The 26,559-nt window shown below is 63.0% G+C and carries 24 protein-coding genes, 3 tRNA genes and 3 rRNA genes; 18 read left to right on the top strand and 12 right to left on the bottom strand.

Annotated elements, in window-relative coordinates; translation table 11 throughout:
* Window positions 1–20: 20 nt before the first annotated feature.
* The 3 genes from BZF61_RS04560 to BZF61_RS04550 form a co-directional block, all read right to left on the bottom strand.
* Window positions 21–542: an HD domain-containing protein gene (locus BZF61_RS04560; RefSeq protein ID WP_086617675.1), complete on the bottom strand. Its 522-nt coding sequence runs from the start codon at window positions 540–542 to the stop codon at window positions 21–23.
* A complete protein-coding gene (locus tag BZF61_RS04555; protein WP_143736916.1) occupies window positions 535–951 on the bottom strand; it encodes a hypothetical protein in 417 nt (138 codons plus the stop codon). The genes BZF61_RS04560 and BZF61_RS04555 overlap by 8 nt, the downstream gene beginning before the upstream one ends.
* A 422-nt stretch (window positions 952–1,373) precedes the next feature.
* Window positions 1,374–1,802: a MarR family winged helix-turn-helix transcriptional regulator gene (locus BZF61_RS04550; protein ID WP_086617461.1), complete on the bottom strand. Its 429-nt coding sequence runs from the start codon at window positions 1,800–1,802 to the stop codon at window positions 1,374–1,376.
* A gap of 253 nt (window positions 1,803–2,055) precedes the next feature.
* Between BZF61_RS04550 and BZF61_RS04545 the strand changes: the two genes are divergently transcribed.
* The 5 genes from BZF61_RS04545 (at window position 2,056) to BZF61_RS04525 (ending at window position 6,322) form a co-directional block, all read left to right on the top strand.
* Window positions 2,056–2,430, top strand: a complete 375-nt coding sequence (locus tag BZF61_RS04545; protein WP_211276716.1) for an Hsp20/alpha crystallin family protein — start codon at window positions 2,056–2,058, stop codon at window positions 2,428–2,430.
* 14 nt (window positions 2,431–2,444) lie between these two features.
* A complete protein-coding gene (locus tag BZF61_RS04540) occupies window positions 2,445–2,843 on the top strand; it encodes an Hsp20/alpha crystallin family protein (RefSeq protein WP_086617459.1) in 399 nt (132 codons plus the stop codon).
* A 35-nt stretch (window positions 2,844–2,878) separates the two neighbouring features.
* Window positions 2,879–3,370: an Hsp20/alpha crystallin family protein gene (locus tag BZF61_RS04535; RefSeq protein ID WP_086617458.1), complete on the top strand. Its 492-nt coding sequence runs from the start codon at window positions 2,879–2,881 to the stop codon at window positions 3,368–3,370.
* A gap of 493 nt (window positions 3,371–3,863) precedes the next feature.
* Entirely contained in the window at window positions 3,864–4,589 is a 726-nt protein-coding gene (locus BZF61_RS04530) for a LuxR C-terminal-related transcriptional regulator (protein ID WP_143736914.1), read from the top strand.
* A 29-nt stretch (window positions 4,590–4,618) separates the two neighbouring features.
* A complete protein-coding gene (locus BZF61_RS04525) occupies window positions 4,619–6,322 on the top strand; it encodes a hybrid sensor histidine kinase/response regulator (RefSeq protein WP_086617456.1) in 1,704 nt (567 codons plus the stop codon).
* Here the strand turns inward: BZF61_RS04525 and BZF61_RS04520 are convergent.
* The 5 genes from BZF61_RS04520 to BZF61_RS04500 form a co-directional block, all read right to left on the bottom strand.
* A complete protein-coding gene (locus tag BZF61_RS04520; RefSeq protein WP_158094053.1) occupies window positions 6,319–7,995 on the bottom strand; it encodes a secretion protein in 1,677 nt (558 codons plus the stop codon). The two genes, BZF61_RS04525 and BZF61_RS04520, sit on opposite strands and share 4 nt — an antisense overlap.
* Before the next feature lie 2 nt (window positions 7,996–7,997).
* Window positions 7,998–8,369, bottom strand: a complete 372-nt coding sequence (locus BZF61_RS04515; protein WP_086617454.1) for a hypothetical protein — start codon at window positions 8,367–8,369, stop codon at window positions 7,998–8,000.
* A gap of 55 nt (window positions 8,370–8,424) precedes the next feature.
* Window positions 8,425–9,840, bottom strand: coding sequence for a hypothetical protein (locus BZF61_RS04510; protein ID WP_143736909.1), 1,416 nt, complete (start codon window positions 9,838–9,840; stop codon window positions 8,425–8,427).
* A gap of 228 nt (window positions 9,841–10,068) precedes the next feature.
* Window positions 10,069–10,608, bottom strand: a complete 540-nt coding sequence (locus BZF61_RS04505) for a YceD family protein (RefSeq protein ID WP_086617452.1) — start codon at window positions 10,606–10,608, stop codon at window positions 10,069–10,071.
* Window positions 10,605–11,132 (bottom strand): ubiquinol-cytochrome C chaperone family protein, encoded by a 528-nt coding sequence (locus BZF61_RS04500; protein ID WP_086617451.1) that lies wholly within the window; start codon window positions 11,130–11,132, stop codon window positions 10,605–10,607. Before BZF61_RS04500 ends, BZF61_RS04505 begins: the two co-directional genes overlap by 4 nt.
* 228 nt (window positions 11,133–11,360) lie before the next feature.
* Between BZF61_RS04500 and BZF61_RS04495 the strand changes: the two genes are divergently transcribed.
* From BZF61_RS04495 to BZF61_RS04480, 4 genes are read left to right on the top strand one after another with little or no spacing between them, the layout of a single operon-like run.
* The gene (locus BZF61_RS04495) at window positions 11,361–11,849 is read left to right on the top strand and encodes an outer membrane protein assembly factor BamE (protein ID WP_245804503.1); all 489 of its coding nucleotides are present in this window, start codon (window positions 11,361–11,363) and stop codon (window positions 11,847–11,849) included.
* Between the two features lie 56 nt (window positions 11,850–11,905).
* The gene (gene hslV / locus BZF61_RS04490; RefSeq protein WP_086617450.1) at window positions 11,906–12,463 is read left to right on the top strand and encodes an ATP-dependent protease subunit HslV; all 558 of its coding nucleotides are present in this window, start codon (window positions 11,906–11,908) and stop codon (window positions 12,461–12,463) included.
* 20 nt (window positions 12,464–12,483) lie between these two features.
* A complete protein-coding gene (gene hslU / locus BZF61_RS04485) occupies window positions 12,484–13,782 on the top strand; it encodes an ATP-dependent protease ATPase subunit HslU (RefSeq protein WP_086617449.1) in 1,299 nt (432 codons plus the stop codon).
* The gene (locus BZF61_RS04480; protein WP_245804502.1) at window positions 13,779–14,156 is read left to right on the top strand and encodes an ACT domain-containing protein; all 378 of its coding nucleotides are present in this window, start codon (window positions 13,779–13,781) and stop codon (window positions 14,154–14,156) included. The genes hslU and BZF61_RS04480 overlap by 4 nt, the downstream gene beginning before the upstream one ends.
* Before the next feature lie 101 nt (window positions 14,157–14,257).
* Here the strand turns inward: BZF61_RS04480 and BZF61_RS04475 are convergent, their stop codons facing one another.
* From BZF61_RS04475 to BZF61_RS15540, 4 genes are all read right to left on the bottom strand, one after another.
* Complete coding sequence (locus BZF61_RS04475; protein ID WP_245804501.1) at window positions 14,258–16,201, bottom strand: S9 family peptidase; 1,944 nt, start codon at window positions 16,199–16,201, stop codon at window positions 14,258–14,260.
* A 94-nt stretch (window positions 16,202–16,295) separates the two neighbouring features.
* The gene (locus tag BZF61_RS04470) at window positions 16,296–18,146 is read right to left on the bottom strand and encodes an ABCB family ABC transporter ATP-binding protein/permease (protein WP_086617448.1); all 1,851 of its coding nucleotides are present in this window, start codon (window positions 18,144–18,146) and stop codon (window positions 16,296–16,298) included.
* Between the two features lie 57 nt (window positions 18,147–18,203).
* Complete coding sequence (locus BZF61_RS04465) at window positions 18,204–19,226, bottom strand: aspartyl protease family protein (RefSeq protein WP_169711942.1); 1,023 nt, start codon at window positions 19,224–19,226, stop codon at window positions 18,204–18,206.
* A gap of 284 nt (window positions 19,227–19,510) precedes the next feature.
* Window positions 19,511–19,858: a hypothetical protein gene (locus BZF61_RS15540; RefSeq protein WP_143736907.1), complete on the bottom strand. Its 348-nt coding sequence runs from the start codon at window positions 19,856–19,858 to the stop codon at window positions 19,511–19,513.
* Between the two features lie 97 nt (window positions 19,859–19,955).
* On the opposite strand from BZF61_RS15540, the gene BZF61_RS04460 reads away from it, so the two are divergent.
* From BZF61_RS04460 to BZF61_RS04430, 9 genes are all read left to right on the top strand, one after another.
* Window positions 19,956–21,440, top strand: a 16S ribosomal RNA gene (locus BZF61_RS04460).
* Between the two features lie 12 nt (window positions 21,441–21,452).
* A complete protein-coding gene (locus BZF61_RS15535; RefSeq protein ID WP_143736906.1) occupies window positions 21,453–21,647 on the top strand; it encodes a hypothetical protein in 195 nt (64 codons plus the stop codon).
* A tRNA-Ile gene (locus tag BZF61_RS04455) sits at window positions 21,638–21,714 on the top strand. Before BZF61_RS15535 ends, BZF61_RS04455 begins: the two co-directional genes overlap by 10 nt.
* 9 nt (window positions 21,715–21,723) lie before the next feature.
* Window positions 21,724–21,799 (top strand) — tRNA-Ala (locus tag BZF61_RS04450).
* A gap of 286 nt (window positions 21,800–22,085) precedes the next feature.
* A 23S ribosomal RNA gene (locus tag BZF61_RS04445) occupies window positions 22,086–24,873 on the top strand.
* Between the two features lie 134 nt (window positions 24,874–25,007).
* Window positions 25,008–25,122, top strand: a 5S ribosomal RNA gene (gene rrf, locus BZF61_RS04440).
* Together the 16S, 23S and 5S rRNA genes with 3 tRNA genes alongside form the textbook arrangement of a ribosomal RNA operon.
* Before the next feature lie 100 nt (window positions 25,123–25,222).
* Window positions 25,223–25,299: transfer RNA gene (locus tag BZF61_RS04435), tRNA-Met, on the top strand.
* 302 nt (window positions 25,300–25,601) lie between these two features.
* Window positions 25,602–25,775 (top strand): hypothetical protein, encoded by a 174-nt coding sequence (locus tag BZF61_RS15825; RefSeq protein ID WP_169711941.1) that lies wholly within the window; start codon window positions 25,602–25,604, stop codon window positions 25,773–25,775.
* A gap of 32 nt (window positions 25,776–25,807) precedes the next feature.
* On the top strand, window positions 25,808–26,559 hold a 752-nt coding region (locus tag BZF61_RS04430; protein ID WP_086616887.1), incomplete at its 3' end, for an IS5 family transposase.

Genomic DNA, 26,559 nt, shown 5'->3' with positions numbered 1-26,559 from the left:
CGTGCCTTCGATGCTTTGCCCTAGCCAAGGCTCGCCCTCGCGTCCTCGAACATGCGATCGAGCGTGGGGTTAGCTCCGACGCACCCGCCGGCAACCATCTCCGCGAACTGGATGTAGGCGCCCACGCGCTTGGCGTCCCAGCCGACCGGCGGGGTCTTGAGGTCGCGCAGGTTGGCGATCTTGTCCGCCATCTTGATCTGCTTGGCATCGTCCGACGCGCAGGGAGCCTTGAGCACCTGCAGCCGCTTGCGCTCGATTTTGTCGAGGCTCTTGTCGTCGGTCACCTCCAACACCAGGGAGCAGACCCGCGCACCGAAACGTTCGGTCAGTTCATCGGCGGTGGTCTTGGTGTCCTCGATCGTGTCGTGCAGGATCGCCGCCATCAGCACCTCGACGTCGTCCACGCCCGCCTCGCCAAGGATGCGCGCCACGTCGAGCGGGTGGTTGATGTAGGGCGTCGCGTCCACGTCCTTGCGGCGCTGGTCGCGGTGCCTGTCGGCGGCAAAGCTGGCGGCCGCGAGCAGCCGGGCGGTGTCAGTCATGATCGTCATCCTCGTGGTCACTCCTTTCCTTCACGTCTTGGATAATGTCGTCGAACAGATCGCCGACGAAGCGTGCGAAGACCTCGTTCTCGACGAAGCTCCGCCAGCGGCGGGTCTCACGGGTCCGCTGGTCTTCGATCAAGCACATCTGCGGATCGAAGAAGGCCCTGAGCAAGGCCGAGCACGGCTTGGACCACGGGAGGTAGAACAGGCAGAGGTCGAGCATGTCGCGGTCGAACAGGCGATCGGGCAGCACGGCGTGGGGGCTGATCGGCTCGGGCGCGAAGCAGTAGCTCTCACGGCATTGCCAGATCAGCTCGCGGCTGTTCGCCTCAGCGCCGCGCTTCAGGCGGAAGGCCATTTCCGCCCCGCTCATCGTGCCGTCCGAGACATGACGCTGGCCGCGCACCGGCAGGTCGAACGGTGCCTGCCAGAGCGAGAATTTGCTATGTGCGTGGTGGGTGCATCGGCAGTCTCCATCAGACGCCGGGCCTTCGCGCCGCAGGCGGTGAACCGGCAGAGCTCAAAGGCTCGGGTTCACGTTTGCGGTTTCCAATTTCGGGAAGTGCCGAGCGGCTGCCTCGACACTCAGAAAGCTATCACAGATCGCCGATTTGTCAAATCAGGCCGGTGCTGCGTGTCCGGAAAGACGGACATCGCCTAGGCAACCGCCTGTCTGTTCATAGCTTCAATCCAGCTCTTCGCACGCCGCGCCGCTAGAGCATGAAATCCATCGCGATGGTGTTGAATCAGACTCTCAGGCCATTGCTTAGCCGATGCTGCCTCCATGTGCAGCACGTTGCTGCACGATGGCGCCGCCGGGCAGAGCCGTCAGCGCGACAGCCGGTGCAGGATCCGTTCGAGCAGGGACAGCAGCACCGCGCGTTCCTCCGCCGAAAGATCCTGCAGGATATCCTGCTCGAGCGTTTCCTGCCGCGGGTCGAGCTGGCTCAGCGCCGCCTTCGCCTTGGGTGTCAGGGTCACGATCACTGCGCGCCGGTCTCCTGGGGCGTTGTTACGTTCGACCCAACCCTCGCGGGTCATCCGGTCGACCAGCTGTCCTGCGCTCGCCGCCCCGACCTCGAGCTGGTTGGCCAGCTCTCCGATCGTCAACCCCGACGCGGCCCCGACCTGGGACGCCGCCATCCACGAAAGACGGGTGAGGCCGATGTCGCGGACCTCCTCGTCGATCCTGCGCTGGATGAGCTTAGCGACACGGTGGATCGTGGTCCCAATCAGGGCGGAATCAGTGGTGATCATGGCTCTTTCTGCTGTGACGAGCGGTTCCGGGGCGACACCTCTTGAACCATTATTATGCCACCATACATATTGCTAACATAAAATAAGTCTACAGGGAATCGGCGTCGCAAGCTGTGGTCGAACCCGCAGCCGATCCGGCTGGGCCGGATGATGGGTCGGCATCGTGGTTGCGACGTTTTGCACCGAAAGGAGGACGACGATGCTCTATCCTACTTTGACGCGCCGCAGCGATCCTTTTGCGCTGATGCGCTCCATGCTGCGCGATCTCGACAGCAACTTCTGGGCAGCTGCGGATCGCGCCGTCTTTCCGGCGGTCAACATCTGGCAAGGTGCCGATGCCATCGCCATAACCGCCGAGCTGCCCGGCATCGACGCCGGTGACATCGAGATCTCCGTCAAGGACGACGTGCTGGTTCTGTCGGGCGAGCGCAAGGCCCCGCAGGTCTCGGAGGGTGCCCGCTGGCAACGTCGCGAGCGCGGCTTTGGCCGCTTCTCGCGTGCGATCCGCCTGCCCTTTGCCGCCTCCGACGACAAGATCGAGGCGCGGATGACAAACGGCGTGTTGCGGATTGTCATCGCCCGTCCCGAGGAGACGAAACCGCGGAAGATCGAGATCAAGGCGGCCTGAAAGGAGTTCGACCCATGAGCAATGACATCGCACATGCCACCGACAAGACCCCGGCGCAGGCTCCCGAGCCCGCCGCCGGCGGCCGCATCTATCGCCCGCTCACGGACATCGTGGAACATGATGCGGGTGTCTCGATGATGCTCGAGATGCCCGGCGTGGGACCCGAAGACGTGGACATCACGCTCGAGAACCGGGTGCTGACGATCCGCGGGCGCGTCGCGCTGACCCGGCCCGAGGAGCTGCAACTGACCCATGCCGAATACGGCGAGGGCGATTTCGAGCGCGCCTTTGCGCTGTCCGAGGATTTCGACCCTGATCGGATCGAAGCCCGGATGCACGATGGCGTGCTCACCCTGACCTTGCCCAAGGCGCCTGAGGCCCAGCCGAAGAAGATCGCGGTCAAGGGCGCCTGAAACAGGAACTGGAATTCCCGAAAGGAGACGAGACCATGCAGATCAAAGACCTGATCCCATGGGTGCGCAAGGACAGCGCACCTGAGTCGAAATCGGGTGATGGCAACCCGATCGCCACGCTCCAGCGCGAGATGAACCAGGTTTTCGAAAGCTTCTGGAACCGCTTCGGCCATCTCGAATGGCCCTGGGGCAGCGGCGAGGCGCGTTCGGACATGGTCGAGACCGACAACGCCATCGAGATCTCGATCGAACTGCCCGGCATGGAGATGAAGGACATCGAATTGACGGTGACCGACGACATGCTGACCCTGAAGGGCGAAAAGCGCATTGAGCGTCAGGAGGAGAAGCGCGGCTACTACCTTTCCGAACGCAGTTACGGCGCAGTCTACCGTACCATCCCGTTGCCGCCCGGCGTGGACGGAGACAAGGCGCAGGCGTCCTTCAAGAATGGCGTGTTGACGATCCGCCTGCCGCAGACGCCCGAAGCACAGGCCAAGGTGAAGCGCATCGAGGTCAAGAACGGCTAAGACCGCTTCTGCGGTTGTCGGGGGGAACGCCCAAGCGCGGCGTTCCCCTTTTGCGTGCATCATGAACGGCGGATAGTCGGGTCCCTGCCAGGGACGACGGAATGGGCAGCTGGTGGAAAAGGCAAGGCTGCGCGGCCCGACCCGTGGAGTGGACTTGTTGGCTTGGACCGTTTCGCGGCCGAGTTAAGCTCCTCCGTGGTTTGTTTCATGCCGCCATTTGCCGCGATACTTGGGGCGGGGCGCGCCCCACCGCCGATGCCGTTTCCCGGATGCCACAGTTTCATCCGGGGTGCGCCCCGCAAAGCCCGTGTGCAGCCCGTGGGCATTGTCATGGCCAATCCAGTGCGTCAGGCCGAGCCGCGGCTCCGAGCCGGCCTGGTACGCGTGCAGGCAGACGCCTTCGTGCCCGAGGAATCGGCGAAGCCGTTCGATGTAGACCTTGTCGATCCAGCGGCCACGCCTTCGGCCCTTCGCAGGGCAGGAGGGCTTGTGTTTGTGCATCGACCTCAATAGCCTGAGACCGGGGAAGGGGGAAGGTCTGCACATCATGCGGGTATTGATCTGCGATGATCATCCGATAGTCGCCTCGGCAATCGGGATGACATTGGAATGTGCGTTCGATGCGCAGGTGCAGGTTGTAAATACCTGCGCCGCCGCGCTCGAAGAAGCGCGCGTGGCTGGCCCTTTCGATCTGCTCATGCTCGACCTCCACATACCTGGGGAGGATCCTGCCGGAAATCTGCGGGCTGCCCGTGCCGCCTGCCCTGACACCCCGATCGTGGTTTTTTCGGGAAGCGAGGATCCTGCGTATCTGCGGCTTGCGCTTGAGCTCGATATCAACGGATTCTTGCCCAAGTCCTCGCGCCCTGAGGTGCTGGAGGCGGCACTGCGACTGGTCATGGCGGGAGGGCGCTATCTTCCCGACGCCGTGCGCGCGCTCGCGCTCGCAGACACTCTTGGCCCGGTCCCGCCTGCGCCAGAATCGGCAGAAACGGCGCCCGCATTGCAGGCGGTGCTTTCCCTCGGCAGCGAGCTGACGGAACGCCAGCACGAGGTGTTGCAGTTGCTGGCCACCGGCGCAGCCAACAAGCAGATCGCCCGTGCCCTCGGCATATCGCCCTATACGGTCAAGGCCCACGTGGCGCAGGTGCTGCTGGTGCTGGGTGCCACCAACCGGACGCAGGCTGTCGATTTCGCGCGGCGGCAAGGTCTGATTTGAGCGGGGCTGGCGACCCTATTCACCAAGAGGTGCGGGCGACAGAATCCCGCGTCGAATTCGGGCTGTCCGGGCTGTTTGCGCTCCTGATCTCTGGCACGCTCGCCTATGTCCATTCGCTATTCGAGCCGCTGATGCCGACGGCAAGGCTGTGGTCGTGGACCGGAGCGATGGCGCTTGTCACCGGGCTGATGATCGTCTTGCCGCTGATGTTTTTCCGCCGTCGGCCCGACGCTGTGGAAATCGCGCGCGTCTGGTCGCCGATCGGTAAGGTGGTGGCGGTACTCTACGATCTGGCGGTGGCAGCGAGTGTCTGGGTGCTGCTGCCCTATGCCTCCGAACCGCTGCAATTGCTGATGGTGATCTTCTATTGCGCCGCAATCAGCGGTCAGGTGATCGCGACCGCAGAATCGATTGGCACCATCACCTTCGGGGTCATCGCGGTTTTCGGTTCTGCCGCCCTGTTCTTCCTCAATTCCGAAACCATTTATGCCACTTCGCTGGCGATCTTCCTGCTGGCCTTCGGCGGGATGATGATCGGCACGGCGCTGGTGCTGAAGCGGGCAATCCGTTCGGCGGTGAGACAGGGCCTGCGCGCCGAGGCGATCTCGCAGGACCTCGCCCTGGCTCTTGCCGAGACCGAGGCCGAGCGTGACATGCGCACCCGCTTCATAGCTGCAGCCTCGCACGATCTGCGCCAGCCCTTGCAGGCAGCGATACTCTATTTCGGCCAGTTGCAGCGGGCCAATGACCCCGACCGGCGCGCCCGTGCGGAGGAAGGGGTCGAGCGTGGCCTTGAAGAGGCGATGGTCATGCTCGAGGGCATGGCCGAACATCTCCGCCTCGAAAGCGGGACACTTGTCGCCGACTGCCGGCCGGTTGCGCTCGACGAGGTCTTCTCCGCTTTGGCCCTCGAACTGGCCCCGGCGGCCCGGCGCGCCGGGATAGATCTGCGGTTTGCGCGGACAGCCCGCGTTGTGCTGGCGGATCCAGCGCTGCTCACCCGCATCCTGCGCAACCTCGTGACCAACGCGCTGGTGCATTCGCGCGGACAGCGGGTGCGGGTTCTGGTGCGCACGCGCGAAAGGATCGCGATCATGGTGATCGATGACGGTGTGGGCATTGCCGCCGAAAGCGCCCCGTCGATGTTCTTGCCCTACACGCAGGGCACCGGTGCGCAGCGGCTTGGGTATGGCTCGGGCCTGGGCCTCGCGATCGCGAGCGAGATGGCGCACATGATGGAGGGAGGGCTGGTGCTCGATGCGCGTTGGGCATCGGGCTGCGCTTTCGTGCTTGATTTGCCAGCGGCTGCGCAACCGATGACTGCCGCAAGGCGCGGCGCTGCTTGCGAGCCGCAGTTCCGCCTTTCGGGCCAGGAGATCCTGCTGGTCGAGGATCGCCCCGATACCCGGGAATCGCTCGCGCTACAGCTGCGCCAGCACGGGGCCATCGTGACGGCGTTCGGCGGTTCGGGCGAGGTTGCTGCTGCTCTTGCCGAAGGTCTGCGTCCGGCGGCGGTCATCACCGATTGGCACCTTGGCCCTGCCGATAGCGGGGCGGCAGTCGTGGCGATGGTTCGCGCCCACGTTCCGGAGGCCAGAATCGTGGTGATCAGTGGTGATGCGACAATCGCGACCGAGCGCGAGGTCGCCGCGACTGGTTGCAGGCTGCTGCTCAAGCCCGCTTCAGAACCGGCTCTGCTCGCGGCAATCGCCGGGGTTGAGGGCAGGCGCTAGGTTGCGCCGGGGGTGAGCAGTTCGCTGATCATCTGCTGGGCCGCCGGGCGGGTCGCGGGGAAGGTGTTTGACACATCGCCGCGTTGCATCCGGGTGAAGAAACGGTTGCGGTACAACGCTGCGGCGGTCGCTTCGGCATTGCTCATCGGATCGATAACCTCGCTCCACAAACGTGCCAGCCTCGCGGCGGCTTCGCTGCGTGCCCAAGGCCGTCCGGGTGCGGTCATCGGCCGCGCCGGCGTGACCAGCACCATCACCGAATCCCTGCGCTGCGCCGCGCTGCGCTCGTTGAAGGCGTTGCCGAGGAGCGGAATATCCCCGAGCACCGGGGTCTTGGAAAAGGTCCGGTCCTCTACGGCCTCGTTGAGGCCCGACAGCAGCAGCGTTTCGCCAAAGCCGATCTCGGCGGTGGCGACCACCTTCTGGCGGAAAGTGGTGAGCGCCTCGGCGAAGGTTCCGGCCGGGTCGGAGGTCAGGAAGCTGCGCCCTGCCTCGATCCGCACCCGTGTGCCGGTCGGGGTGATCTCAATCGGAGTGACCTTCAACTCGATCCCGATATCGACCTGCTCAAGAATCGCGGCATTGACTCCGCCGATCGCCACCTTGAGCGTGCGTCCGACGAAGAATTCGCTCTGTTCGCCCCGATAGGCGGTCAGCTGTGGGCGGGCGACGACCGAGTAGTATTGCCCTCCGCGATTGAACAGGTTGAGGTTGTAATTGATCTGCGGGATCGAAATCGAGCCGGTCAGCACCCGCTGGTAGCTGTTTCCGACCCGCGTACCGCTTTCGCTGCTGATCGTGCGTGTTGCCGTGCGGGAGCTGCCATATTGCAGGCTCAATCCGTCAAGCAGGTTGAGGCCCGTGCGCTCGCGACGGGTGTTCTGCGACAGGATGATCGCCACATCGAGCGAGATCTGGTCCGGGGCGCTGGCGGTGACCGCATCGTCATTAGTGCCCGACGAAAATTCGTCCATTGCCCCGGTCTGGATCAGTTCCTCGACCCGTGGTGCGGCCCCGTCTGCCACGCCGGGGAAGCTGGCGGCTAGGGCGGCGAGGTGGCGGCGCGCGGTACCGGCCTCGCCGTTGGCTGCTGCGGCCAATGCCGCCAGCCGCAGGTTTTCGCCATGCGTACCCGGATCGAGCGCCGCCGCGCGTCCGGCTGCAAGACTGGCCAGCGCGGTATCGCCGCTCATGTAGGCTGCCGCTGCTACCGCCGACAGGGTCGGCGCATCTTTCGGGCGGAGCAGTACGGCGCGCGAGAAGAAGGCCAGCGCCTCGTCATACTTGCCCTGATCGAATGCCGCACGCCCGGCCATCGCTGCGGGCCAGTACAGCCCGGGTTCGCTGCGCATCGCGATGTCATAGCCGGCCAGTGCAAGGTCGAGCGCCTGCGGGTCGCGATCAGCGAGGATCTGGTAGGACAGTCCGAGCAGGGCCTGCGCCATAGCGTTGCGCGGCTGGCGTGACGCCAGTTCGGACAGCGATTGCGCCGCGGCCGCAGGATCATTGGCCCGCAACGCCGCCACACCCTGTTCGAGCAGGGCATCGGGCGCCACCAGCGACAGATCGGCCGGGGCCTCCGGCTTGCGCTGGCGACCAGCCTCGGCCGGAGCGGGCATGGTCAGCGACAATGCGAGAACCGCCGCGAGTGCGGGGCGGAGCGGCAGGGACATCATCAATTCTCCTTGGAAACCGGATTGAGGCAGCGATCAGCAATGCCGGCTGCGTCGATGGTGTAGATTTCGGTGGATCGTGGACACGCGGTCGGCAGGAAGCCGGCGGCTGCCGGACGTCCGCTGCGATTGAGCGTCGGCGCGCAGATGTCCCGTCCGCTGCGCAGCACCAGACGGTCATGGCTGGCCACCATGCAGACCGGAGCAACACCAGGCAGGGGCCTGTCAGGCCGCGCAGCAAGGGCGGCAAGCCTCACCGTGGGCTGGCCGGGTTCGGCCCGCATGACGCCCAAGTCGCCGGCGGCGTCGGCCTGCGCTGCCGCCTCGCCCTGACCGGAGGCGAGAGCGAAAGCGCCGCAGATCGCGACGAGCACAAGATTGCGGGAAGGGTACCGGGAAAGCACTGTAGCCAGTCCGTCGCGGCTGCCATCAGCGCAAGGTTACGCTGGCGGACGCGGTGTAGAGCGCCGCGCTCGCCCGGCTTTCCGGTGCAATCGTGATGCCGATATTCGATCCGTTGCAGGCTGTGGCCGAGGTGCGTGGCACAGTCAGCCTGATGCGGCTTTCCCCAGGAGCCGGGGTCAAGCGGCCCGAAGTCTGCGTGAAGCAGCCGTTGCCGCCCTGGATCGACCATACGAGCGGCCTTGCAGAGGCATCCGACGGGGCCAGATCGATATCGAAGTCGATCGTGGGCACCACCCGCCCGGATGTCTCGCGCTCGATCAAGCCGACATTGGCGGTGATCGGCACGGTCAGGCTGGTGACCCGTGCAATCCGGGTGACTCCATAGGGCACCACCGACCTCACCTGCACGTCGAGCTTGCGTTGGCGCCCGGCGAAGCTGGTCGCAATCAATTCAAAGTCATGGACACCCACCGCGCTCATTGCGAAATCGCGGGTCAGTGCAAATCGGACGGTTTGCGGATCGCTGCCGGGTCGGGCGGTGGCTCCCTGCGCGCCGCGCAGGCTGTAGCGCATCGCCGGAATCTGGGGCGTCAAGCTGGCACTGACGTCCAGCGGGTGCGGGTAGAACTGCGCGACACGGGCGAAAGTAGCATTGGTGATGCAATTACTCACCGTGTTGCGATCATCGGGTAGCAGGATCTCGAGCCGGTCGTCGATCAGACGGACGTGCCCGCCCCGCGCTGCAATACACCCGCGCAGGTGGGTGCTGAGTTCGCTTGCCGCCGTGCCACCTCCGCCCGAGACCTGCGGGGGGATCATGACGCCGGTGGTTCCTCCGCCGCCACAGCTCTGCGAGCCTGCGCAGGGCTGTCCGGATCCGACCGTGATCGGGGTGGAAGCGCCGATGCTGCTCCCGCTCGCGCCGGCCGACGACCCGCTGCCTTGGGAGTAGCTCTGGCGATCCCACTCGAAGGAGCGAAAATCGGCCGGCAACATCGCGGTCACGCGAATGCGTTCGTCACCGATTTGCAGGATATGGTTGCGTTCTACAGGAGCACCGCTTTCCGGCGAAGCCCGATTGATCGTAAGGCGCAGCTTCACCGAGCCGATCGCACCGCACTTGCGCGTGAGGTTTTCCGGGCCGCCGTGGCGCTTGATCAGCCGCACGTCACCTCCGTCGAAGGTGATGGCTTCACTATTGACCAGATCGATGCCGTGGCCCAGCACCTCGATCTCGAAGGTCGAACCTGCAGCGAGCCGTAGCGGCCGATTGTCCGATGCCCTCAGCGCCGTGACTGTATCGCATTGGTCCTTGGTCCGGGCAGGGCCAACCGCTTCGATCCTTTCCCACCCCGCCAGTGCCGGGGCAGGAAGGATCAGGATCGCGGCTGCGACAGCCGCGGCGCTGGCGGTCCGCAACGATGATGGCGACTTGGTCATGGGCGGTTCCTCACGTCAGTTCGTTCTTCCGCCAGTGTGCCGAACTACCGCGTCTGCGCCATCGCCCGGACGGGTTAAGCGATGGGCTAGCCCGTCTGGGTGATGGTGGAAGCAGCCTGCCGCCTGCGATCAGGGCCGTTTTCAACTCGCCTGAAGACCGGCGTCATGACCCGCCGACCCGACGGTTGGTTGCCGATCTTCCCGCGCGCGGCCAGACTGGAGGCGGGTTCAGCCCTTTTTCAGCGCTGCCAGCATCGCCGCGAGCGGGCCTTCCTGCTGGCCTTCGGGGAGGATGCCGGCGGCCTTCCGGGCGGCATCGGCATTCGGCCCCTGGGCATAGGGGTCGATCGCGAGGCCGAGGGTCTGGGCCACCGCCTCGCCGAGATCGAACATCTCGCCCGCATAGTCGATTTCGTCGCAGTCATCGGTGTCGAGCTCGATCTCGGCGTTCTCGTCATCGGGCAGGGCACGGGTGCCTTCCTCGACGAAGCGCAGGTCGATCGGCGCGTCGATGGTGACGGGAAAATCCTCGCCGCTGATCGCGCAGGGCTGCATGATCGCGGCGACCAGCCGACCGGTGGCACGGATCGCGCGCGGCTTGGGTTCGAGCGTGACTTCGGCGCGCAGGCTCTCGACCGCGCCCAGACCGAAGCGGCGGGCCAGCGCCGCGCGTTCGTCGGGGTCCGCCTCGATGACCACCGGTGCGCTCGGCAACGCGCGAACCTTGATTATCCGGGCAAGTTCGGACGGGGGCAGGGGGGTGCTCACCAGATCGCGCTCGCCTTGAGCATCTCGGCATCGCTGAAGCGGGCGAGGCGCTGCGAGAGCTTCATCAGCCGGTCTGCCACCGCCGCCGCGCCCGCGGCCTCGTCGGTCCCTTCAGCAAAGGTCACGTTGCGCTGGACGGCCGCGGTCAGCCGTTCGACATCGCCCGCGTTGAGCGCGCTGCGATAGGCCCCCAGCCGCCCGCCGAGCACGCTCATCAGCCGGCCCACGCGCTTGCCGACAACCACATCGTTGACCCCGAATTCGCGCAATTGACCCTCCATGTCCTCGACGAACAATTCGGCGAGCAAGGCGCTCTCGCTGCGCATTTCGGAGGCTTCGACCCGCACCATCACCACGCTCAATACCGCGGTGATCAGATCGAACCGTCCGGCGACCGAATCCGCCACGCCGCAATCGCTGTAATAGGCCGGATCGCGCGCGAGTTCGACCACGCGGTGCCAGAGGGGGCGCACTTGCTCGCGCGGGTCGGGGGCGGTGCCGAACAGACGGTACAGGAACGACATGACAAATGGGCCTTTCGGGTGCCGGACAGGGCAGAGCATTCTTACCCAAACGCATCAAGCGCGGATGCGTTCAAGCGCGGTTCAAGCCCGCTGCTCCACCGCGGCGCGCAGATGGTGCGTTGCAAGCTTGTGCCTAGCCCCTTAAAGCGCAAGACCCAAGACAGATGACACGCGCGCTTGCCGCGGACAGAGACACGGGACGGATAGAGTTTGACGCAGATTGCGAGAATGAAACCCGAATACCGCCGTCTGCGTGCTGGGGCACGCGCGGTGATGGTGATGGGTGTGGCAGCGCTGTTGCCGGCCTGCTCGGCGATCCGCGAATCGCGCGGATACATAGCCGATCCCCTGCTGGTGGACGTGGTCCGGCCCGGGCTGGACAACCAGCGCTCGGTCGAAGGCGCGCTGGGCCGTCCGACCTTCGTCAGCCAGTTTGGCCAGCCGACCTGGTATTACGTCTCCAGCGTCACGGCCCAGCGGCCGTTCACCCGACCGAGGATCCGCCAGCATTCGGTGCTTGCAGTGCGTTTCGATGCGGCGGGCAAGGTGATCGAGGTCGAGCGCACCGGAGTGGACAGGGTCGTGTTTCTCGATCCCGATGGCGACAAGACCCCGACCCTCGGGCGTGAGCGTGGCTTCCTTGAGGATCTGTTCGGCAATATCGGACAGGTCGGCGGGGCCGGCTTGCCGGGCGCAGGCGGCCCTGGCGGGCCGTAAAGCGCCGCTCATGGCCCGCGCTTGATCCTGTGGTCCTGCACGCCATATTCGCTGGTATGACATATGATCAGGCACGCCGCGGCCTTGTCCCGTGGCACGGCACCACCATCATCGGCGTCCGGCGCGGCGACGTAACCGTCATCGCCGGTGACGGGCAGGTGTCTATGGGCAATACGGTGATGAAGCCCAACGCCCGCAAGGTCCGCCGGATCGGGGACGGCACCGTGATCGCCGGGTTCGCCGGGGCGACTGCGGATGCTTTCACCCTGTTCGAGCGGCTGGAACGCAAGCTTGAACAATACGCGGGCCAGCTGATGCGCGCGAGTGTCGAACTCGCCAAGGACTGGCGCACCGACAAGTATCTGCGCAATCTCGAAGCGATGATGATCGTTGCCGACAAGGACACGCTTCTGGTGCTGACCGGCAATGGCGATGTGCTGGAGCCGGCGGGCGATATCGCCGCGATCGGATCGGGCGGCAATTTCGCGCTCGCCGCCGCGCGTGCCCTGGCTGACTACGAGACCGATGCCGAGACCATCGCCCGCAAAGCCATGGCTGTCGCCGCCGAGATCTGCGTCTTCACCAACGGCAATTTGACGGTCGAGACCGTCTGAACCCTCTGCCCGGACAAGCGATGGACAACCTCACTCCCAAGGCGATCGTCGCCGCACTCGACGAACACATCATCGGCCAGACCGAGGCCAAGCGCGCGGTCGCGGTAGCGCTGCGCAATCGCTGGCGGCGGCAGCGGCTGAGCGCCGATCTGCGCGACGAGGTGACGCCGAAGAACATCCTGATGATCGGCCCCACCGGTTGCGGCAAGACCGAGATCAGCCGCCGCCTGGCCAAGCTTGCCGAAGCGCCCTTTATCAAGGTCGAGGCGACCAAGTTCACCGAAGTCGGCTATGTAGGGCGCGATGTCGAGCAGATCGCCCGCGATCTGGTGGAGGAGGCAATCCGGCTGGAGAAGGAACGCCGCCGCGAGAAGGTGCGCGAAGTCGCCTCGCAGGCCGCGATGGACCGGCTGCTCAATGCGCTGGTGGGCGAGAATGCCTCCGAGGCGACCCGCGCGGCCTTCCGCCAGCGCATCGTCGAAAACGCGATGAACGATGTCGAGGTCGAGATCGAGGTCAGCGATAGTCCCTCTGTGCCGTTCGATATCGGCAATCTCGGCGGCTCGATGCAGATGATCGACCTGTCGGACATGATGGGCAGGGCCTTCGGGCGCAAGCCAACCCGGCGGCAGAAACTGCGCGTGCCCGATGCGTGGGACCGGCTGGTCGACGAGGAGGCCGACAAGCGCCTCGATCAGGACGATGTCGCCCGCGCCGCGCTGCAGAATGCCGAGACCAACGGGATCGTGTTCCTCGACGAGATCGACAAGATCGCGGTGTCCGACGTGCGCGGCGGTTCGGTCAGCCGCGAGGGTGTGCAGCGCGATTTGCTGCCGCTGATCGAAGGCACCACGGTCGCCACCAAGTATGGGCCGATGAAGACCGACCATGTGCTGTTCATCGCGTCCGGTGCGTTCCATGTTGCCAAGCCGAGCGACATGCTGCCCGAGCTGCAGGGGCGCCTGCCGATCCGGGTCGAGCTGCGCGCCCTGACCGAGGCCGATTTCGTGCGCATCCTCTCGGAGACCCGCGCCAATCTCGTGACACAATACAAGGCGCTGCTCGGGACCGAGGACGTGACGCTCGACTTCACCGATGACGCGATCCGGGAAATCGCGCGGGTCGCGGCGCAGGTGAACGCCACGGTCGAGAACATCGGCGCGCGGCGGTTGCAGACCGTGATGGAGCGGCTTTTGGAGGAGATTAGTTTCGAGGCCGAAGATCACAAGGGCGAGACGATCACCATCGATGCCGCTTACGTGAACGAACGGCTGGCCGGCCTCGCGGGCAATACCGACCTTTCCAAGTATATCCTGTGACGCAAGGCCAGCCCGTCAGCGCGCTCGCTGCGATGCTGGCGGGCCTGGCCCCGGAGCTCGACGGGCGGGCATGGTTCTTCGTGGTGGTCGAGGGCGAGGTGCCCCCAGACGCCTTCGCCGTGATCCGCGAGGACGAGGGCACCACCGCGATTGTCGCCGGAGTGCGCACAGGCGCGCCGTTCGCGCGCATCACCTTGACGGTGCTCTCCGCGCTTGAGGGCGTAGGGCTGACCGCCGCCGTTTCGGGCGCGCTGTCCGAGGCAGGGATCGCCTGCAATTTCGTGGCCGGCTACCACCATGATCACCTGTTCGTGCCATGGGACCGGCGCGAGGAAGCGCTGGCGGTGCTGCAGGGCCTTGCCGTCAGGCCTTGAGGCCAAGCGCCCAAGCTCCCCATTCGGTCACCAAAAATCCGGGATGCCGGACCGCCCCGATGGAGAGGCGGAGCAGGCGGTCTGCGAACCGCGGCAGCGGATCATTCGGACAAGAGATGCTTCTGCCAGAACATCAACTGGGCAAGGAAGGCGTAGTCGGAATTGGCCTTCTTGGCAAAGCCGTGGCCTTCGTCGGCGGCCACCAGATGCCATGCCTCGCCTCCGTTCGCGCGGATCGCGGCAACCATCTGGTCGGCTTCGGACTTGGGCACGCGCGGATCGTTTGCGCCGGTGATGACGAACATCGGCTTGGTGATCTCGTTCACGCGGGACAGCGGGCTGATTTCGATCAGCTTGGCGCGTTGCACCGGATCACGCTCGTCGCCATACTCCACCCGCCGCAGATCCTGTCGATAGGGGTTGGTTTTTTCGAGGAAGCTGACGAAGTTGCTGATCGCCACGGTGCATTGGGTCGCGGTCAGCTTGTCCTTCAACTGCACCGCCGCCGCATAGCACATATAGCCGCCGTATGAACCGCCGGTCAGCCCGATGCGGGTCGCATCAACCGCCGCGTCCGCGGCCACCGCGTCGATCAGCGCGGCCATGTCTTTGACCGAATCCTCGCGCTTGAAGGGGCCGTTGTCGAGACTGACGAAGGTCTTGCCATAACCGGTCGAGCCACGGACGTTGGGAAAGAACACCCCGATTCCGAGTTCGTTGAGGTAGAAGTTGAGCCGTCCCATGAAGCCTGCCGTACTCTGGCCTTCGGGGCCGCCATGGACCGACACGAGCAGCGGCCGCTTGCCCGGAAACTTGGCCGGATCGGGCTGATAGAGCAGGCCCGAGACTTCTAGCCCGTCGAAGCTTCTGGTGGTGACGATACGCGGTTCGACATTCACGCTCGGATCCAGTCCGCCGGTCTCGCTCTGGGTCCAGCGGGTCAGCTGCATTGTTTCGGGGTCGAGCGACCAGACGTCGGCCGCGCTCTTGGCGCTGTTGAGCGAGAATCCGATCTCGCCCCAGGGCGCGATCTCCAGCCCGCTGATATCGCCGGCGGGAAGACTGTCGATGCCGGTCACCCTGCCGCTCGCGACGTCGAGCAGGCGCAGGCGATCGAATCCGGCCTCGTTGACGACATAGGCAATGGTTTTGCCGTCGGCCGACAGATCGAAGCCGTCGATATCCCATCTCTCGCGGCTGACCGGGGTGAAGGCGCCGGTAGCGGGATCGAGGCGACCGAGCTGGCGGAAGTCCGAGCCGATGTCGCTGGTTGCCCAGATCGTGCCGTCGGGGCCGACCTTGAAGCCGCTGAAGGCGGCCTCGACCGCAGGATCGCCGATCGGTGTCATCGTCCCGCTGGCGAGGTCGAGAACGTAGAGGTCGGTATCCTGCACCGATTTGAAATCGGCCAGATAGGCGGTGCGCTTGTCGGGCGCGAAGCCTACCAAGGCCCAGCCGCCACCCTTGCTTTCATGCACCATGCGCACGCTGGCCGGTTCGCGCGGATCCATCACATAGACATCCGCATCCACCCCGTTGCGGCGGGTTGAGGTGAAGCCAACCAGCTGCCCGTCATTGCTCCAGGCATTCAGCGAATTGCGGCTCTTGCCGTCGGTCAGCAGCGTCAGCCGCCCCTGCTTGAGAGTATAGATCTGGAAATATTCGTCCCCGCCCTTGTCCTTCGTCACCACGATCACGTCGCCCTTCACCGGCGCATAGGAGCCGCGCACTGGCTCGGCCTCGAAGCTGATCTGGGTGCGCGCGCCCATGGGCTGGGCGACGCGGTGAAGCTGGCTGACATTGGCGAAGCGGGTGGAGATCAGCACCGCGCGGGTGTTCGGGTCCCACCCGGCAAACCCCGCGCCGCGCGCTTCAAGGTAGGGCCGCGCCCGCTCGGCGAGCGCCAGCGGCACGGGCGGCATCTGTTCGGCCGTCAGCGCGGCGGGCAGCGGCACTGCGGCGGGCGCTTCGGGCGTGCCTTGCGCCGACAGCGGCAGGGCGGCGGTGGCAAGCAGGGCGGCGAGCAGGCGGGCAGGGCGCATCATGCGGTCTCTCTCCATGGGAAGTCGCCCCTGACGGGGCCGTGGAGAGCAGGACTAACCAGCCGCAGGGGCGGGGGCAATGGCCCGCCGGGCGGTGTTACTCCGCCGCTTCGGTTATAACCGCATCGTCGCCGCGCTGTTCGGCTGCCTGACGCGACCACATCTCGGCATAGAGCCCACCCTTGGCCAGCAGCGCACTATGGGTGCCGCTTTCCGCCAGCCGACCGTGATCGAGCACGAGAATGGTGTCCGAGTCCGCGATGGTCGAGAGACGGTGGGCGATGGCGATGGTGGTGCGTCCTTCTTCCAGACGCTTCAAGGTGCCGAGGATTTCCTGCTCGGTGCGGCTGTCGAGCGCGCTGGTCGCCTCGTCGAGCAGGAGGATCGGCGGGTTTTTGACGAGTGTCCGGGCGATGGCGACACGCTGTTTCTCCCCGCCTGAGAGCTTCAGTCCGCGCTCGCCGACAATGGTGTCGAACCCGTCTGGCAGGCGGCTGACCAGCGGCATCAATGCGGCATCGCGCGCGGCCCGTTCCACCTGGTCCATATCCGCGCCTTCGGCACCATAGGCGATATTATAGGCGAGGCTCTCGTTGAACAGCACGCTATCCTGCGGGACGATCCCGATCGCCGCGCGCAGGGAATCTTGCGTCACCTTGGCAATATCCTCCCCTCCTACCAGCACCCGCCCGCCTTGCGGATCGTAGAAACGGAACAGCAGCCGCCCGATGGTGCTCTTGCCCGCCCCCGAAGGCCCGACGATGGCGGTGGTGGAGCCCGCCGGCACCTCGAAGCTCAGGCCATTGAGAATGGTGCGACCCGGCTCGTAGCCGAAGGTGACATTATCGAATACCACGGTGGGCGTACGCACCACGAGCGCCGGCGCGCCGGGGATGTCGCGGACTTCGATCTCGGTATCGATCAGGCGGAACAGCTCGGCCATGTCGACCAGCCCCTGCCGAATCGTGCGATAGACCCAGCCGAGCACATCGAGCGGGCGAAACAGCTGAGTGAGGTAGGTGTTGACGAAGACGAGGTCGCCGGTGGTGAGTTCACCCTTGCTCCACCCCCACACGGTATAGGCCATCGCTCCGCCCATGAGCAGGTTCATGATGCTCGCCTGCGCCATGTTGAGCAGGCCGACCGAATTCTCCGACCTGATCGCCGCTTCGGCATAGGCGCGCGCGGCTTGTGCGTAGCGGGCCTCCTCGCGGGCCTCTGCATTGAAGTACTTCACCGTCTCGAAATTGAGCAGCGAATCCACCGCGCGATGCAGCGCCTTGCCGTCGAGATCGTTCATCTCGCGTCGCAGCTTGGTGCGCCATTCGGTGATCGCGCGCGTAACCCAGACATAGGCCACCACCATCAGTGCCGTCGCTGCGACGAGGCCGAGGCCGAAATTGATCCAGAAGATTACCGCTACCGCGACCAATTCGATGATGGTTGGCGCGATATTGAACAGCAGGAAATAGAGCATCTGGTCGATGCTCTTGGTCCCGCGCTCGATGATCTTGGTGACCTCGCCGGTACGCCGCGCGAGGTGGAAGCGCAGGGACAGGCGGTGGAGGCGGTGGAACACGTCCTCGGCGAGCCTGGTGGTGGCCACCTGTCCGACCCGTTCGAAGGCGATGTTCCTGAGGTTGTCGAAGGCGACCGCGGCAAAGCGCCCCAGCGCATAGGCGACCACCAGCGCCAGTGCGACGCTCAGGCCTTCGTCGAGAGATCTCTTGCCCGACATGGCATCGATGGCACCCTTGTAGGCGAAGGGCAGCGCGAGCGTGACGGCCTTGGCCGCCAGCACCAACACCATCGCCACGACGATGCGGGCGCGCAGGTGCGGGTTATCGTGCGGCCAGAGATAGGGCAGGAAGCGTTTGAGCGTCGTCCAGCTTTCCACCTCGCGGCTTGTCTTTTCGGGATCGGCGGCTTGCTGGCTGTCGGGCGGCATGGCATCCCATGTGGGCGCAGCAGGTCGCGCGCGCAAGGCGGAGGGTCGGTCTTGCCGCTATAGAGGCGCGCGAAAGCCTCTCATGCGGCTTGCGCGCATCGCCCGCGCGACATCGGGTGGCACGTCGAACAGCACGCGGCGGCTGGCAAAGTCGATCGCCACCCGGTCGAACAGCGCCAGATGCTGCATTCCGAGCGAAAGCGCGGGCGTGTCCAACAGGCCCAGGGCCTCGAAGGCCGGGGTGTCGGCAAAGGTGAGCGGGACGTTGGTGAGCGCCAGACCTTCGATGGTCAGGCTCCGCATCAGCGACATCTGCCCGACCAGATCGACCCCGTTGACATCGGTGGTGGTGACTTCCGATGCGCGCTTGGTGCGGATGCGTTCGCGCAGGGCGTTGTTGGCGAGGCTGGTCTGCGCCCCGGTATCGATGATCACCGTGGCACGGATGCCTTCGACAATCGCCTCGGTGATCAGCAGCTGGCCGAGCTTCGCCTTGGCGCGCACCACGATCTCGAACCCGCGGCGGCTGGCGTCGCGTTTGCCGCGGGTGTCCTCCAGCGCGATGGTCTGGGCGCGGAAGTCGAGCAGGACGCGGAAGTCCTGCAGCGAATCAAGGCCGATGATCCCGTCCGCGCCGACATGCTCGCGTTCCAGCACCGGGGCTGGGAAATCGGTGACAGTGTAGCTGCCGATGTCCAGCCGGTCGATTTCGACCAGTTCGACCGCGCGGCGGCTGGCCATGCCCACCAGCGTTGCCGTGCCCGCCGGACGCAGGCCGAGCTGCGCATTGATCTCGCGCGTTACGGCGGTCGCCTGGCTGCCGGTGTCGATCATGAAATAAAAGGGGCCGCGGCCATCGATGTGCACTGGCACGGTCATGCGGCGGTTGCGATCTTCCTCGAGCGCGATGACTTCGGCAGCGAGCGGATCAATCAAGGCAGGTTCGGACGCGCTCGCAGAAGTCTGGACCGAGGCGCCGGTGCTGCGGGCCATAGCCGGACCGGTGCCTTGCAGGGCCGCGGCGAAAAGTATGGCGGGGATGGCGGCCAAGGCCAGCCAGCGGAACGCATGGCGCTGCATTTGTCTCTCCCTGCAGCCGCGCCTTCGCAGGGGCGCGTACCGGTGGCGCAGCCTATCATCGAAACCGCCCACCCCCAAATCGCCCGCTGATTCGTGTCGTGTCGACAATGCAGGCCGATTCCCGCGCCAGCCAGCACAGCGGCAGAGTCGGGTGCGGCTGGTCAGAGCCGCGATTCAGCCATCAGGCGGGGTGCACAATCACCGGATTCGCGGCCTCGGATGCCGATTCCGCGGGCGGAAATAGGCTCTGGAGAGCCTCGGAATTGGGAAAAAATCGCCGATTTCTAGGGTTTTGATGCCCCTGTGAAATAAAATTGCAAAAAGGCGTTGACCGAATCTGAGACCCCCCATATATGGCCCTCACCGACGCGGCGCTGACGGTTTTCACCGCCACCGCAACGCTCGGTCGCCAGCAAATTCGGATAGCCGGTCCCCCGGTGAAAGTCGGGGAACCAAGCGCTGTCCGCCGTTTCTGTCTGGTGGCTCTTTGACATCGTTGGTTTTTGATGAAGGGACATGTGGGCGACGGCGCCCGGTCCGGGGGTCTCAAGGCTCCGGCAACCGGTTAATTCAAGCCGATCGCCACATCCGATCGCGGGCACCACGCCTGCCCGGATGGCAAGCATGTTCATTCGTATCCATTACGTTTGACAGTGCAGGTATCGGCTCCTTGCAGCTCATGTCACTCTGGCTGATGGGGTTATCCCCATGCCGGTTTGGTGTGTGACACAACTTGAGAGTTTGATCCTGGCTCAGAACGAACGCTGGCGGCATGCCTAACACATGCAAGTCGAACGAGACCTTCGGGTCTAGTGGCGCACGGGTGCGTAACGCGTGGGAACCTGCCCTTAGGTTCGGAATAACTCAGAGAAATTTGAGCTAATACCGGATAATGTCTTCGGACCAAAGATTTATCGCCTTTGGATGGGCCCGCGTTGGATTAGCTAGTTGGTGGGGTAAAGGCCTACCAAGGCGACGATCCATAGCTGGTCTGAGAGGATGATCAGCCACACTGGGACTGAGACACGGCCCAGACTCCTACGGGAGGCAGCAGTGGGGAATATTGGACAATGGGCGAAAGCCTGATCCAGCAATGCCGCGTGAGTGATGAAGGCCTTAGGGTTGTAAAGCTCTTTTACCAGGGATGATAATGACAGTACCTGGAGAATAAGCTCCGGCTAACTCCGTGCCAGCAGCCGCGGTAATACGGAGGGAGCTAGCGTTGTTCGGAATTACTGGGCGTAAAGCGCACGTAGGCGGCTTTTTAAGTCAGGGGTGAAATCCCGGGGCTCAACCCCGGAACTGCCCTTGAAACTGGAGAGCTAGAATCTTGGAGAGGCGAGTGGAATTCCGAGTGTAGAGGTGAAATTCGTAGATATTCGGAAGAACACCAGTGGCGAAGGCGACTCGCTGGACAAGTATTGACGCTGAGGTGCGAAAGCGTGGGGAGCAAACAGGATTAGATACCCTGGTAGTCCACGCCGTAAACGATGATAACTAGCTGTCCGGGTTCATGGAACTTGGGTGGCGCAGCTAACGCATTAAGTTATCCGCCTGGGGAGTACGGTCGCAAGATTAAAACTCAAAGGAATTGACGGGGGCCTGCACAAGCGGTGGAGCATGTGGTTTAATTCGAAGCAACGCGCAGAACCTTACCAGCCTTTGACATCCTAGGACGACTTCTGGAGACAGATTTCTTCCCTTCGGGGACCTAGTGACAGGTGCTGCATGGCTGTCGTCAGCTCGTGTCGTGAGATGTTGGGTTAAGTCCCGCAACGAGCGCAACCCTCGTCCTTAGTTGCCATCATTAAGTTGGGCACTTTAAGGAAACTGCCGGTGATAAGCCGGAGGAAGGTGGGGATGACGTCAAGTCCTCATGGCCCTTACAGGCTGGGCTACACACGTGCTACAATGGCATCTACAGTGGGCAGCTATTCCGCAAGGATGCGCTAATCTCCAAAAGATGTCTCAGTTCGGATTGTCCTCTGCAACTCGAGGGCATGAAGGCGGAATCGCTAGTAATCGCGGATCAGCATGCCGCGGTGAATACGTTCCCAGGCCTTGTACACACCGCCCGTCACACCATGGGAGTTGGATTCACCCGAAGGCAGTGCGCTAACCGCAAGGAGGCAGCTGACCACGGTGGGTTCAGCGACTGGGGTGAAGTCGTAACAAGGTAGCCGTAGGGGAACCTGCGGCTGGATCACCTCCTTTCTAAGGATATTCGTGAAAGCGCTGGAGCTTGCCTCCGGAAGTGCTTCACGGTTTCCAAAGAACATTGCCGTCGTCCTCATGTCCTTTCATCAATCGGAATACAGCGCGCCGCTTGCGGCAGCGCTGTGTGCCTTTGCCGGCTCACGCCCTTGCGGCAGCCTGTTCCTTTATGGAATGGCAGCCGGTCGTAATGACGTGGGCCTGTAGCTCAGTTGGTTAGAGCGCACCCCTGATAAGGGTGAGGTCAGAGGTTCAAATCCTCTCAGGCCCACCATTTGCTCAAGGGGCCTTAGCTCAGCTGGGAGAGCACCTGCTTTGCAAGCAGGGGGTCATCGGTTCGATCCCGATAGGCTCCACCAGGCACATCAAACTTCCGATGGATGAAACGAAACCGGATTCTGGCCCAAGCGATTGGTTGCCAGGTCAGGCGATCGTGCTGATTAGTCAGCGTCGCCGGTCTTTGACATTGTGAATGGGTTTTTAAATCGATGCCGTGGCGCATGGATTGTAACGGACAGGGTTCGCCCTGTGCCGACAATTGTGCATCACAAATCAATCAAATTGATTATCTGGCTGAGATAATTCTCCCGCCATCTTCAAGCGTTCAGGCTTTAATGCAGGCCTGTCGTTGATGGTGTGGATTCTCAAGCGTGAGGTAAGAGCATTTGGTGGATGCCTTGGCATGTACAGGCGATGAAGGACGTGGCACGCTGCGATAAGCGTCGGGGAGTTGTGAGCAAGCTTTGATCCGGCGATTTCCGAATGGGGAAACCCACCTTCACCATTTCTTCCAGCCTTCCCTCGGGGAGGCCGGGCGAGGTGGATAAGGTATCACCGAGCTGAATATATAGGCTTGGTGAAGCGAACCCGGGGAACTGAAACATCTCAGTACCCGGAGGAAAAGACATCAACAGAGATTCCCGTAGTAGTGGCGAGCGAACCGGGACCAGGCCAGTGCCTTCATTTCAACTAGCAGAACACTCTGGAAAGTGTGGCCATAGCGGGTGACAGCCCCGTATGCGAAAGTGATGATGAAGGACTTGAGTAGGGCGGGACACGTGAAATCCTGTCTGAACATGGGGGGACCACCCTCCAAGCCTAAATACTCGTACATGACCGATAGCGAACACAGTACCGTGAGGGAAAGGTGAAAAGCACCCCGATGAGGGGAGTGAAACAGTACCTGAAACCGGATGCTTACAAGCAGTTGGAGCCCCACAGGGGGTGACAGCGTACCTCTTGCATAATGGGTCAGTGACTTAATCTAGCATGCGAGCTTAAGCCGTTAGGTGTAGGCGAAGCGAAAGCGAGTCTGAATAGGGCGACTGAGTATGTTGGATTAGACCCGAACCCCGGCGATCTAGGCATGAGCAGATTGAAGGTGCGGTAACACGCACTGGAGGATCGAACCGTTGCATGTTGAAAAATGCTCGGATGACTTGTGTTTAGGGGTGAAAGGCCAATCAAGCCGGGAAATAGCTGGTTCTCCGCGAAATCTATTGAGGTAGAGCGTCAGATGTATGCCGATGGGGGTAGAGCACTGGATGGGCTAGGGCTGCGCGAGCGGTACCAAACCTAACCAAACTCCGAATACCATCGAGTCTTGTCTGGCAGACAGACGGCGGGTGCTAAGGTCCGTCGTCAAAAGGGAAACAGCCCTAACCTACAGCTAAGGTCCCCAAGTCATATCTAAGTGGGAAAGCATGTGGGAATCCCAAAACAACCAGGAGGTTGGCTTAGAAGCAGCCATCCTTTAAAGAAAGCGTAACAGCTCACTGGTCTAAATAAGGGTTCCTGCGGCGAAAATGTAACGGGGCTAAAGATATGCACCGAAGCTTAGGGTTGCAGTTTACTGCAGCGGTAGCGGAGCGTTCCGTAAGCGAGTGAAGGCGAAGGGTAACCGACGCTGGACGTATCGGAAGTGCGAATGCTGACATGAGTAGCGACAAAGAGGGTGAGATGCCCTCTCGCCGAAAGACCAAGGGTTCCTGCGCAACGCTAATCGGCGCAGGGTGAGCCGGCCCCTAAGACGAGCCCGAAGGGGGTAGTCGATGGGAACCACGTTAATATTCGTGGGCCTGGTGGTGTGTGACGGATCTCGTAAATTGTCCTTCCTTATTGGATTGGTTGGGCAGTGAAGAGGTTCCAGGAAATAGCCCCACCGTATAGACCGTACCCGAAACCGACACAGGTGGTCAGGTAGAGTATACCAAGGCGCTTGAGAGAAGTATCCTGAAGGAACTCGGCAAATTGCCTCCGTACCTTCGGAAGAAGGAGGCCCCATCTTAAGGCAACTTTTGGTGGGGGGCACAGGCCAGGGGGTAGCGACTGTTTATCAAAAACACAGGACTCTGCTAAGTCGGCTTCAAGACGACGTATAGGGTCTGACGCCTGCCCGGTGCTGGAAGGTTAAGAGGAGGAGTGCAAGCTCCGAATTGAAGCCCCAGTAAACGGCGGCCGTAACTATAACGGTCCTAAGGTAGCGAAATTCCTTGTCGGGTAAGTTCCGACCTGCACGAATGGCGTAACGACTTCCCCACTGTCTCCAGGATATGCTCAGCGAAATTGAATTCTCCGTGAAGATGCGGAGTACCCGCGGTTAGACGGAAAGACCCCGTGCACCTTTACTGCAGCTTCAGAGTGGCATTAGGAAAGAGTTGTGTAGCATAGGTGGGAGGCTTTGAAGCACCGGCGCCAGCTGGTGTGGAGCCGTAGGTGAAATACCACCCTGCTGTTTTCTGATGTCTAACCACGCACCGTTAGCCGGTGTTGGGACCCTCTGTGGCGGGTAGTTTGACTGGGGCGGTCGCCTCCTAAAGAGTAACGGAGGCGCGCGATGGTAGGCTCAGGACGGTTGGAAACCGTCTGTTAGAGTGCAATGGCATAAGCCTGCCTGACTGCGAGACTGACGAGTCGAGCAGAGACGAAAGTCGGTCATAGTGATCCGGTGGTCCCTCGTGGAAGGGCCATCGCTCAACGGATAAAAGGTACGCCGGGGATAACAGGCTGATGATTCCCAAGAGCTCATATCGACGGAATCGTTTGGCACCTCGATGTCGGCTCATCACATCCTGGGGCTGGAGCAGGTCCCAAGGGTTTGGCTGTTCGCCAATTAAAGTGGTACGTGAGCTGGGTTCAGAACGTCGCGAGACAGTTTGGTCCCTATCTGCCGTGGGCGTCGATACTTGAAAGGAGTTGCCCCTAGTACGAGAGGACCGGGGTGAACGTGCCTCTGGTGTACCTGTCATCCTGCCAAGGGTGCCGCAGGGTAGCTATGCACGGACGGGATAACCGCTGAAAGCATCTAAGCGGGAAGCCTCCCTTAAGATTAGGTATCTTTGAACCGTGATAGACCATCACGTTGATAGGCCGGGTGTGGAAGTGCAGTAATGTATGGAGCTAACCGGTCCTAATAGTTCATTTCGCGCTTGAGAGTCTGCACTGTCAACGACAGTCCTGCCGGCGCAGGAAACGTTGGCGGAGAACATCTCCAGCCAGATACGCCCCAACCGCTCACTCCCGTGAGTGCGCATCGATTTGATTTCCGCGCATCCGCCGGCTTCATTGCTTGGTGACCATAGCGTCTGTGACCCACCCGATCCCATCTCGAACTCGGCCGTGAAACCAGACAGCGCCGATGGTACTGTGCCTTAAGGTCCGGAAGAGTAGGTCGTCGCCAGGCATTGCAGCCGGCGGGTGTGCGGGCAAAACCCATTCACGAGTCATCAGGGCTGACCCACAAGGGCAGCCCCTTTTGCGTCTTTACGCTTCGACTTCGGTGTCGCGGGATGGAGCAGTCCGGTAGCTCGTCAGGCTCATAACCTGAAGGTCGTTGGTTCAAATCCAACTCCCGCAACCAAAATTATGGCGCTAAGTCAAAGGCTTAGCGCCATTCTTCTTTTGAGGCCCGTGTTGCAAGCGAACGCAACACGAACCTGAAAGATTCCAAACACTTACGCCCATTCCCGATTCTTCCGCGCGACACGGATGCGACACGGGCACCGGCGATGTTCGCAATACGTTCGAGGCCGTGCGCTGTCCTGCGAATGGCTTCTCGCGCCGATCCGCGGAGGGTTCGTGTCAACACTGTGTCAGCAGAAACGAGTTGCTATCCGTGCGCCGTGGAGCGTCATTGGGCGGGATGAATGACGGAGCCCGCCCATGAGAACCGACTGCACCAACGACAACGCCCTCGACGCCTTCATCGCCCGCAAGGCCGAGATCGACGCCATGCTGGCGCGGCTTGCCGCGCTCTCCGACGAGCACTTCGGCTACGCGCCCGACGAGATCAACTGGACACCTCGAAAAACCCTCGCCTTTGATGCGCTGATCTGATTCACTCTGCGCTGCGATGAGCGGAGGCGATGATGGTTGGTCAGCCGGGTTTCTTTGATTTGTCGGATCGGTATGCGGCGTTGAGCGCGGCGGGCGATCCGCTGGAGCGGTTGGCGGGGGTGGTGGATTTTGAAGTGTTCCGCGGGCCGCTGATCGTGGCGCTGAGGCGGAGCGATCGTGGCAAAGGCGGCCGGCCGCCGTTCGATCCGGTGATGATGTTCAAGATCCTGGTGCTGCAGGCGCTCTACTCGCTCTCGGACGAGGCGGCAGAGTTCCAGATCAAGGACCGGCTCTCGTTCCAGCGGTTCCTGGGGTTAGGGCTCGATGGCAAGGTGCCTGATGCCACCACGGTGTGGCTGTTTCGTGAGCAGCTTGTGAAGGCCAAGGCGATCGACAAGCTCTTTGCGCGCTTCGATGCCGTGCTGACCGATCGCGGCTATCTGGCGATGGGCGGGCAGATCATCGATGCGACCGTGGTGCCGGCGCCCAGGCAGCGCAATAGCGATGAGGAAAAGGCCGCGATAAAGGAGGGCAAGATCCCGGAGCGCTGGAAGGAGAAGCCCGCCAGGATCCGCCAGAAGGACCGCGATGCGCGCTGGACGGTCAAATACTCCAAGGCGAAGGTGAAGGAGGGTGCTGATCCTGCGGCGTTCAAGCCGGTCGATCTTGCCATCCCGATGTTCGGCTACAAGAACCACATCGGCATCGACCGGGCGCATGGGCTGATCAGGACCTGGGATGCCAGCGCGGCCAACGCCCATGACGGGGCGCGGCTGCCAGACCT

The sequence above is a fragment of the Erythrobacter tepidarius genome (assembly GCF_002155695.1).
GTDB classification, from domain to species: Bacteria; Pseudomonadota; Alphaproteobacteria; order Sphingomonadales; family Sphingomonadaceae; genus Erythrobacter; species Erythrobacter tepidarius.
This window is presented reverse-complemented; position numbering and strand designations above follow the sequence as displayed.

Bases quoted from the DNA above. Each gene is read 5' to 3' on its own strand.
- BZF61_RS04560 (WP_086617675.1), bottom strand. From the start codon at position 542: ATGACTGACACCGCCCGGCTGCTCGCGGCCGCCAGCTTTGCCGCCGAC.
- BZF61_RS04550 (WP_086617461.1), bottom strand. From the start codon at position 1,802: ATGATCACCACTGATTCCGCCCTGATTGGGACCACGATCCACCGTGTC.
- BZF61_RS04545 (WP_211276716.1), top strand. From the start codon at position 2,056: ATGCTGCGCGATCTCGACAGCAACTTCTGGGCAGCTGCGGATCGCGCC.
- BZF61_RS04540 (WP_086617459.1), top strand. From the start codon at position 2,445: ATGAGCAATGACATCGCACATGCCACCGACAAGACCCCGGCGCAGGCT.
- BZF61_RS04535 (WP_086617458.1), top strand. From the start codon at position 2,879: ATGCAGATCAAAGACCTGATCCCATGGGTGCGCAAGGACAGCGCACCT.
- BZF61_RS04520 (WP_158094053.1), bottom strand. From the start codon at position 7,995: ATGTCCCTGCCGCTCCGCCCCGCACTCGCGGCGGTTCTCGCATTGTCG.
- BZF61_RS04510 (WP_143736909.1), bottom strand. From the start codon at position 9,840: ATGACCAAGTCGCCATCATCGTTGCGGACCGCCAGCGCCGCGGCTGTC.
- BZF61_RS04500 (WP_086617451.1), bottom strand. From the start codon at position 11,132: ATGTCGTTCCTGTACCGTCTGTTCGGCACCGCCCCCGACCCGCGCGAG.
- BZF61_RS04495 (WP_245804503.1), top strand. From the start codon at position 11,361: ATGAAACCCGAATACCGCCGTCTGCGTGCTGGGGCACGCGCGGTGATG.
- hslV (WP_086617450.1), top strand. From the start codon at position 11,906: ATGACATATGATCAGGCACGCCGCGGCCTTGTCCCGTGGCACGGCACC.
- hslU (WP_086617449.1), top strand. From the start codon at position 12,484: ATGGACAACCTCACTCCCAAGGCGATCGTCGCCGCACTCGACGAACAC.
- BZF61_RS04475 (WP_245804501.1), bottom strand. From the start codon at position 16,201: ATGATGCGCCCTGCCCGCCTGCTCGCCGCCCTGCTTGCCACCGCCGCC.
- BZF61_RS04470 (WP_086617448.1), bottom strand. From the start codon at position 18,146: ATGCCGCCCGACAGCCAGCAAGCCGCCGATCCCGAAAAGACAAGCCGC.
- BZF61_RS04465 (WP_169711942.1), bottom strand. From the start codon at position 19,226: ATGCAGCGCCATGCGTTCCGCTGGCTGGCCTTGGCCGCCATCCCCGCC.
- BZF61_RS15540 (WP_143736907.1), bottom strand. From the start codon at position 19,858: ATGAACATGCTTGCCATCCGGGCAGGCGTGGTGCCCGCGATCGGATGT.
- BZF61_RS15825 (WP_169711941.1), top strand. From the start codon at position 25,602: ATGAGAACCGACTGCACCAACGACAACGCCCTCGACGCCTTCATCGCC.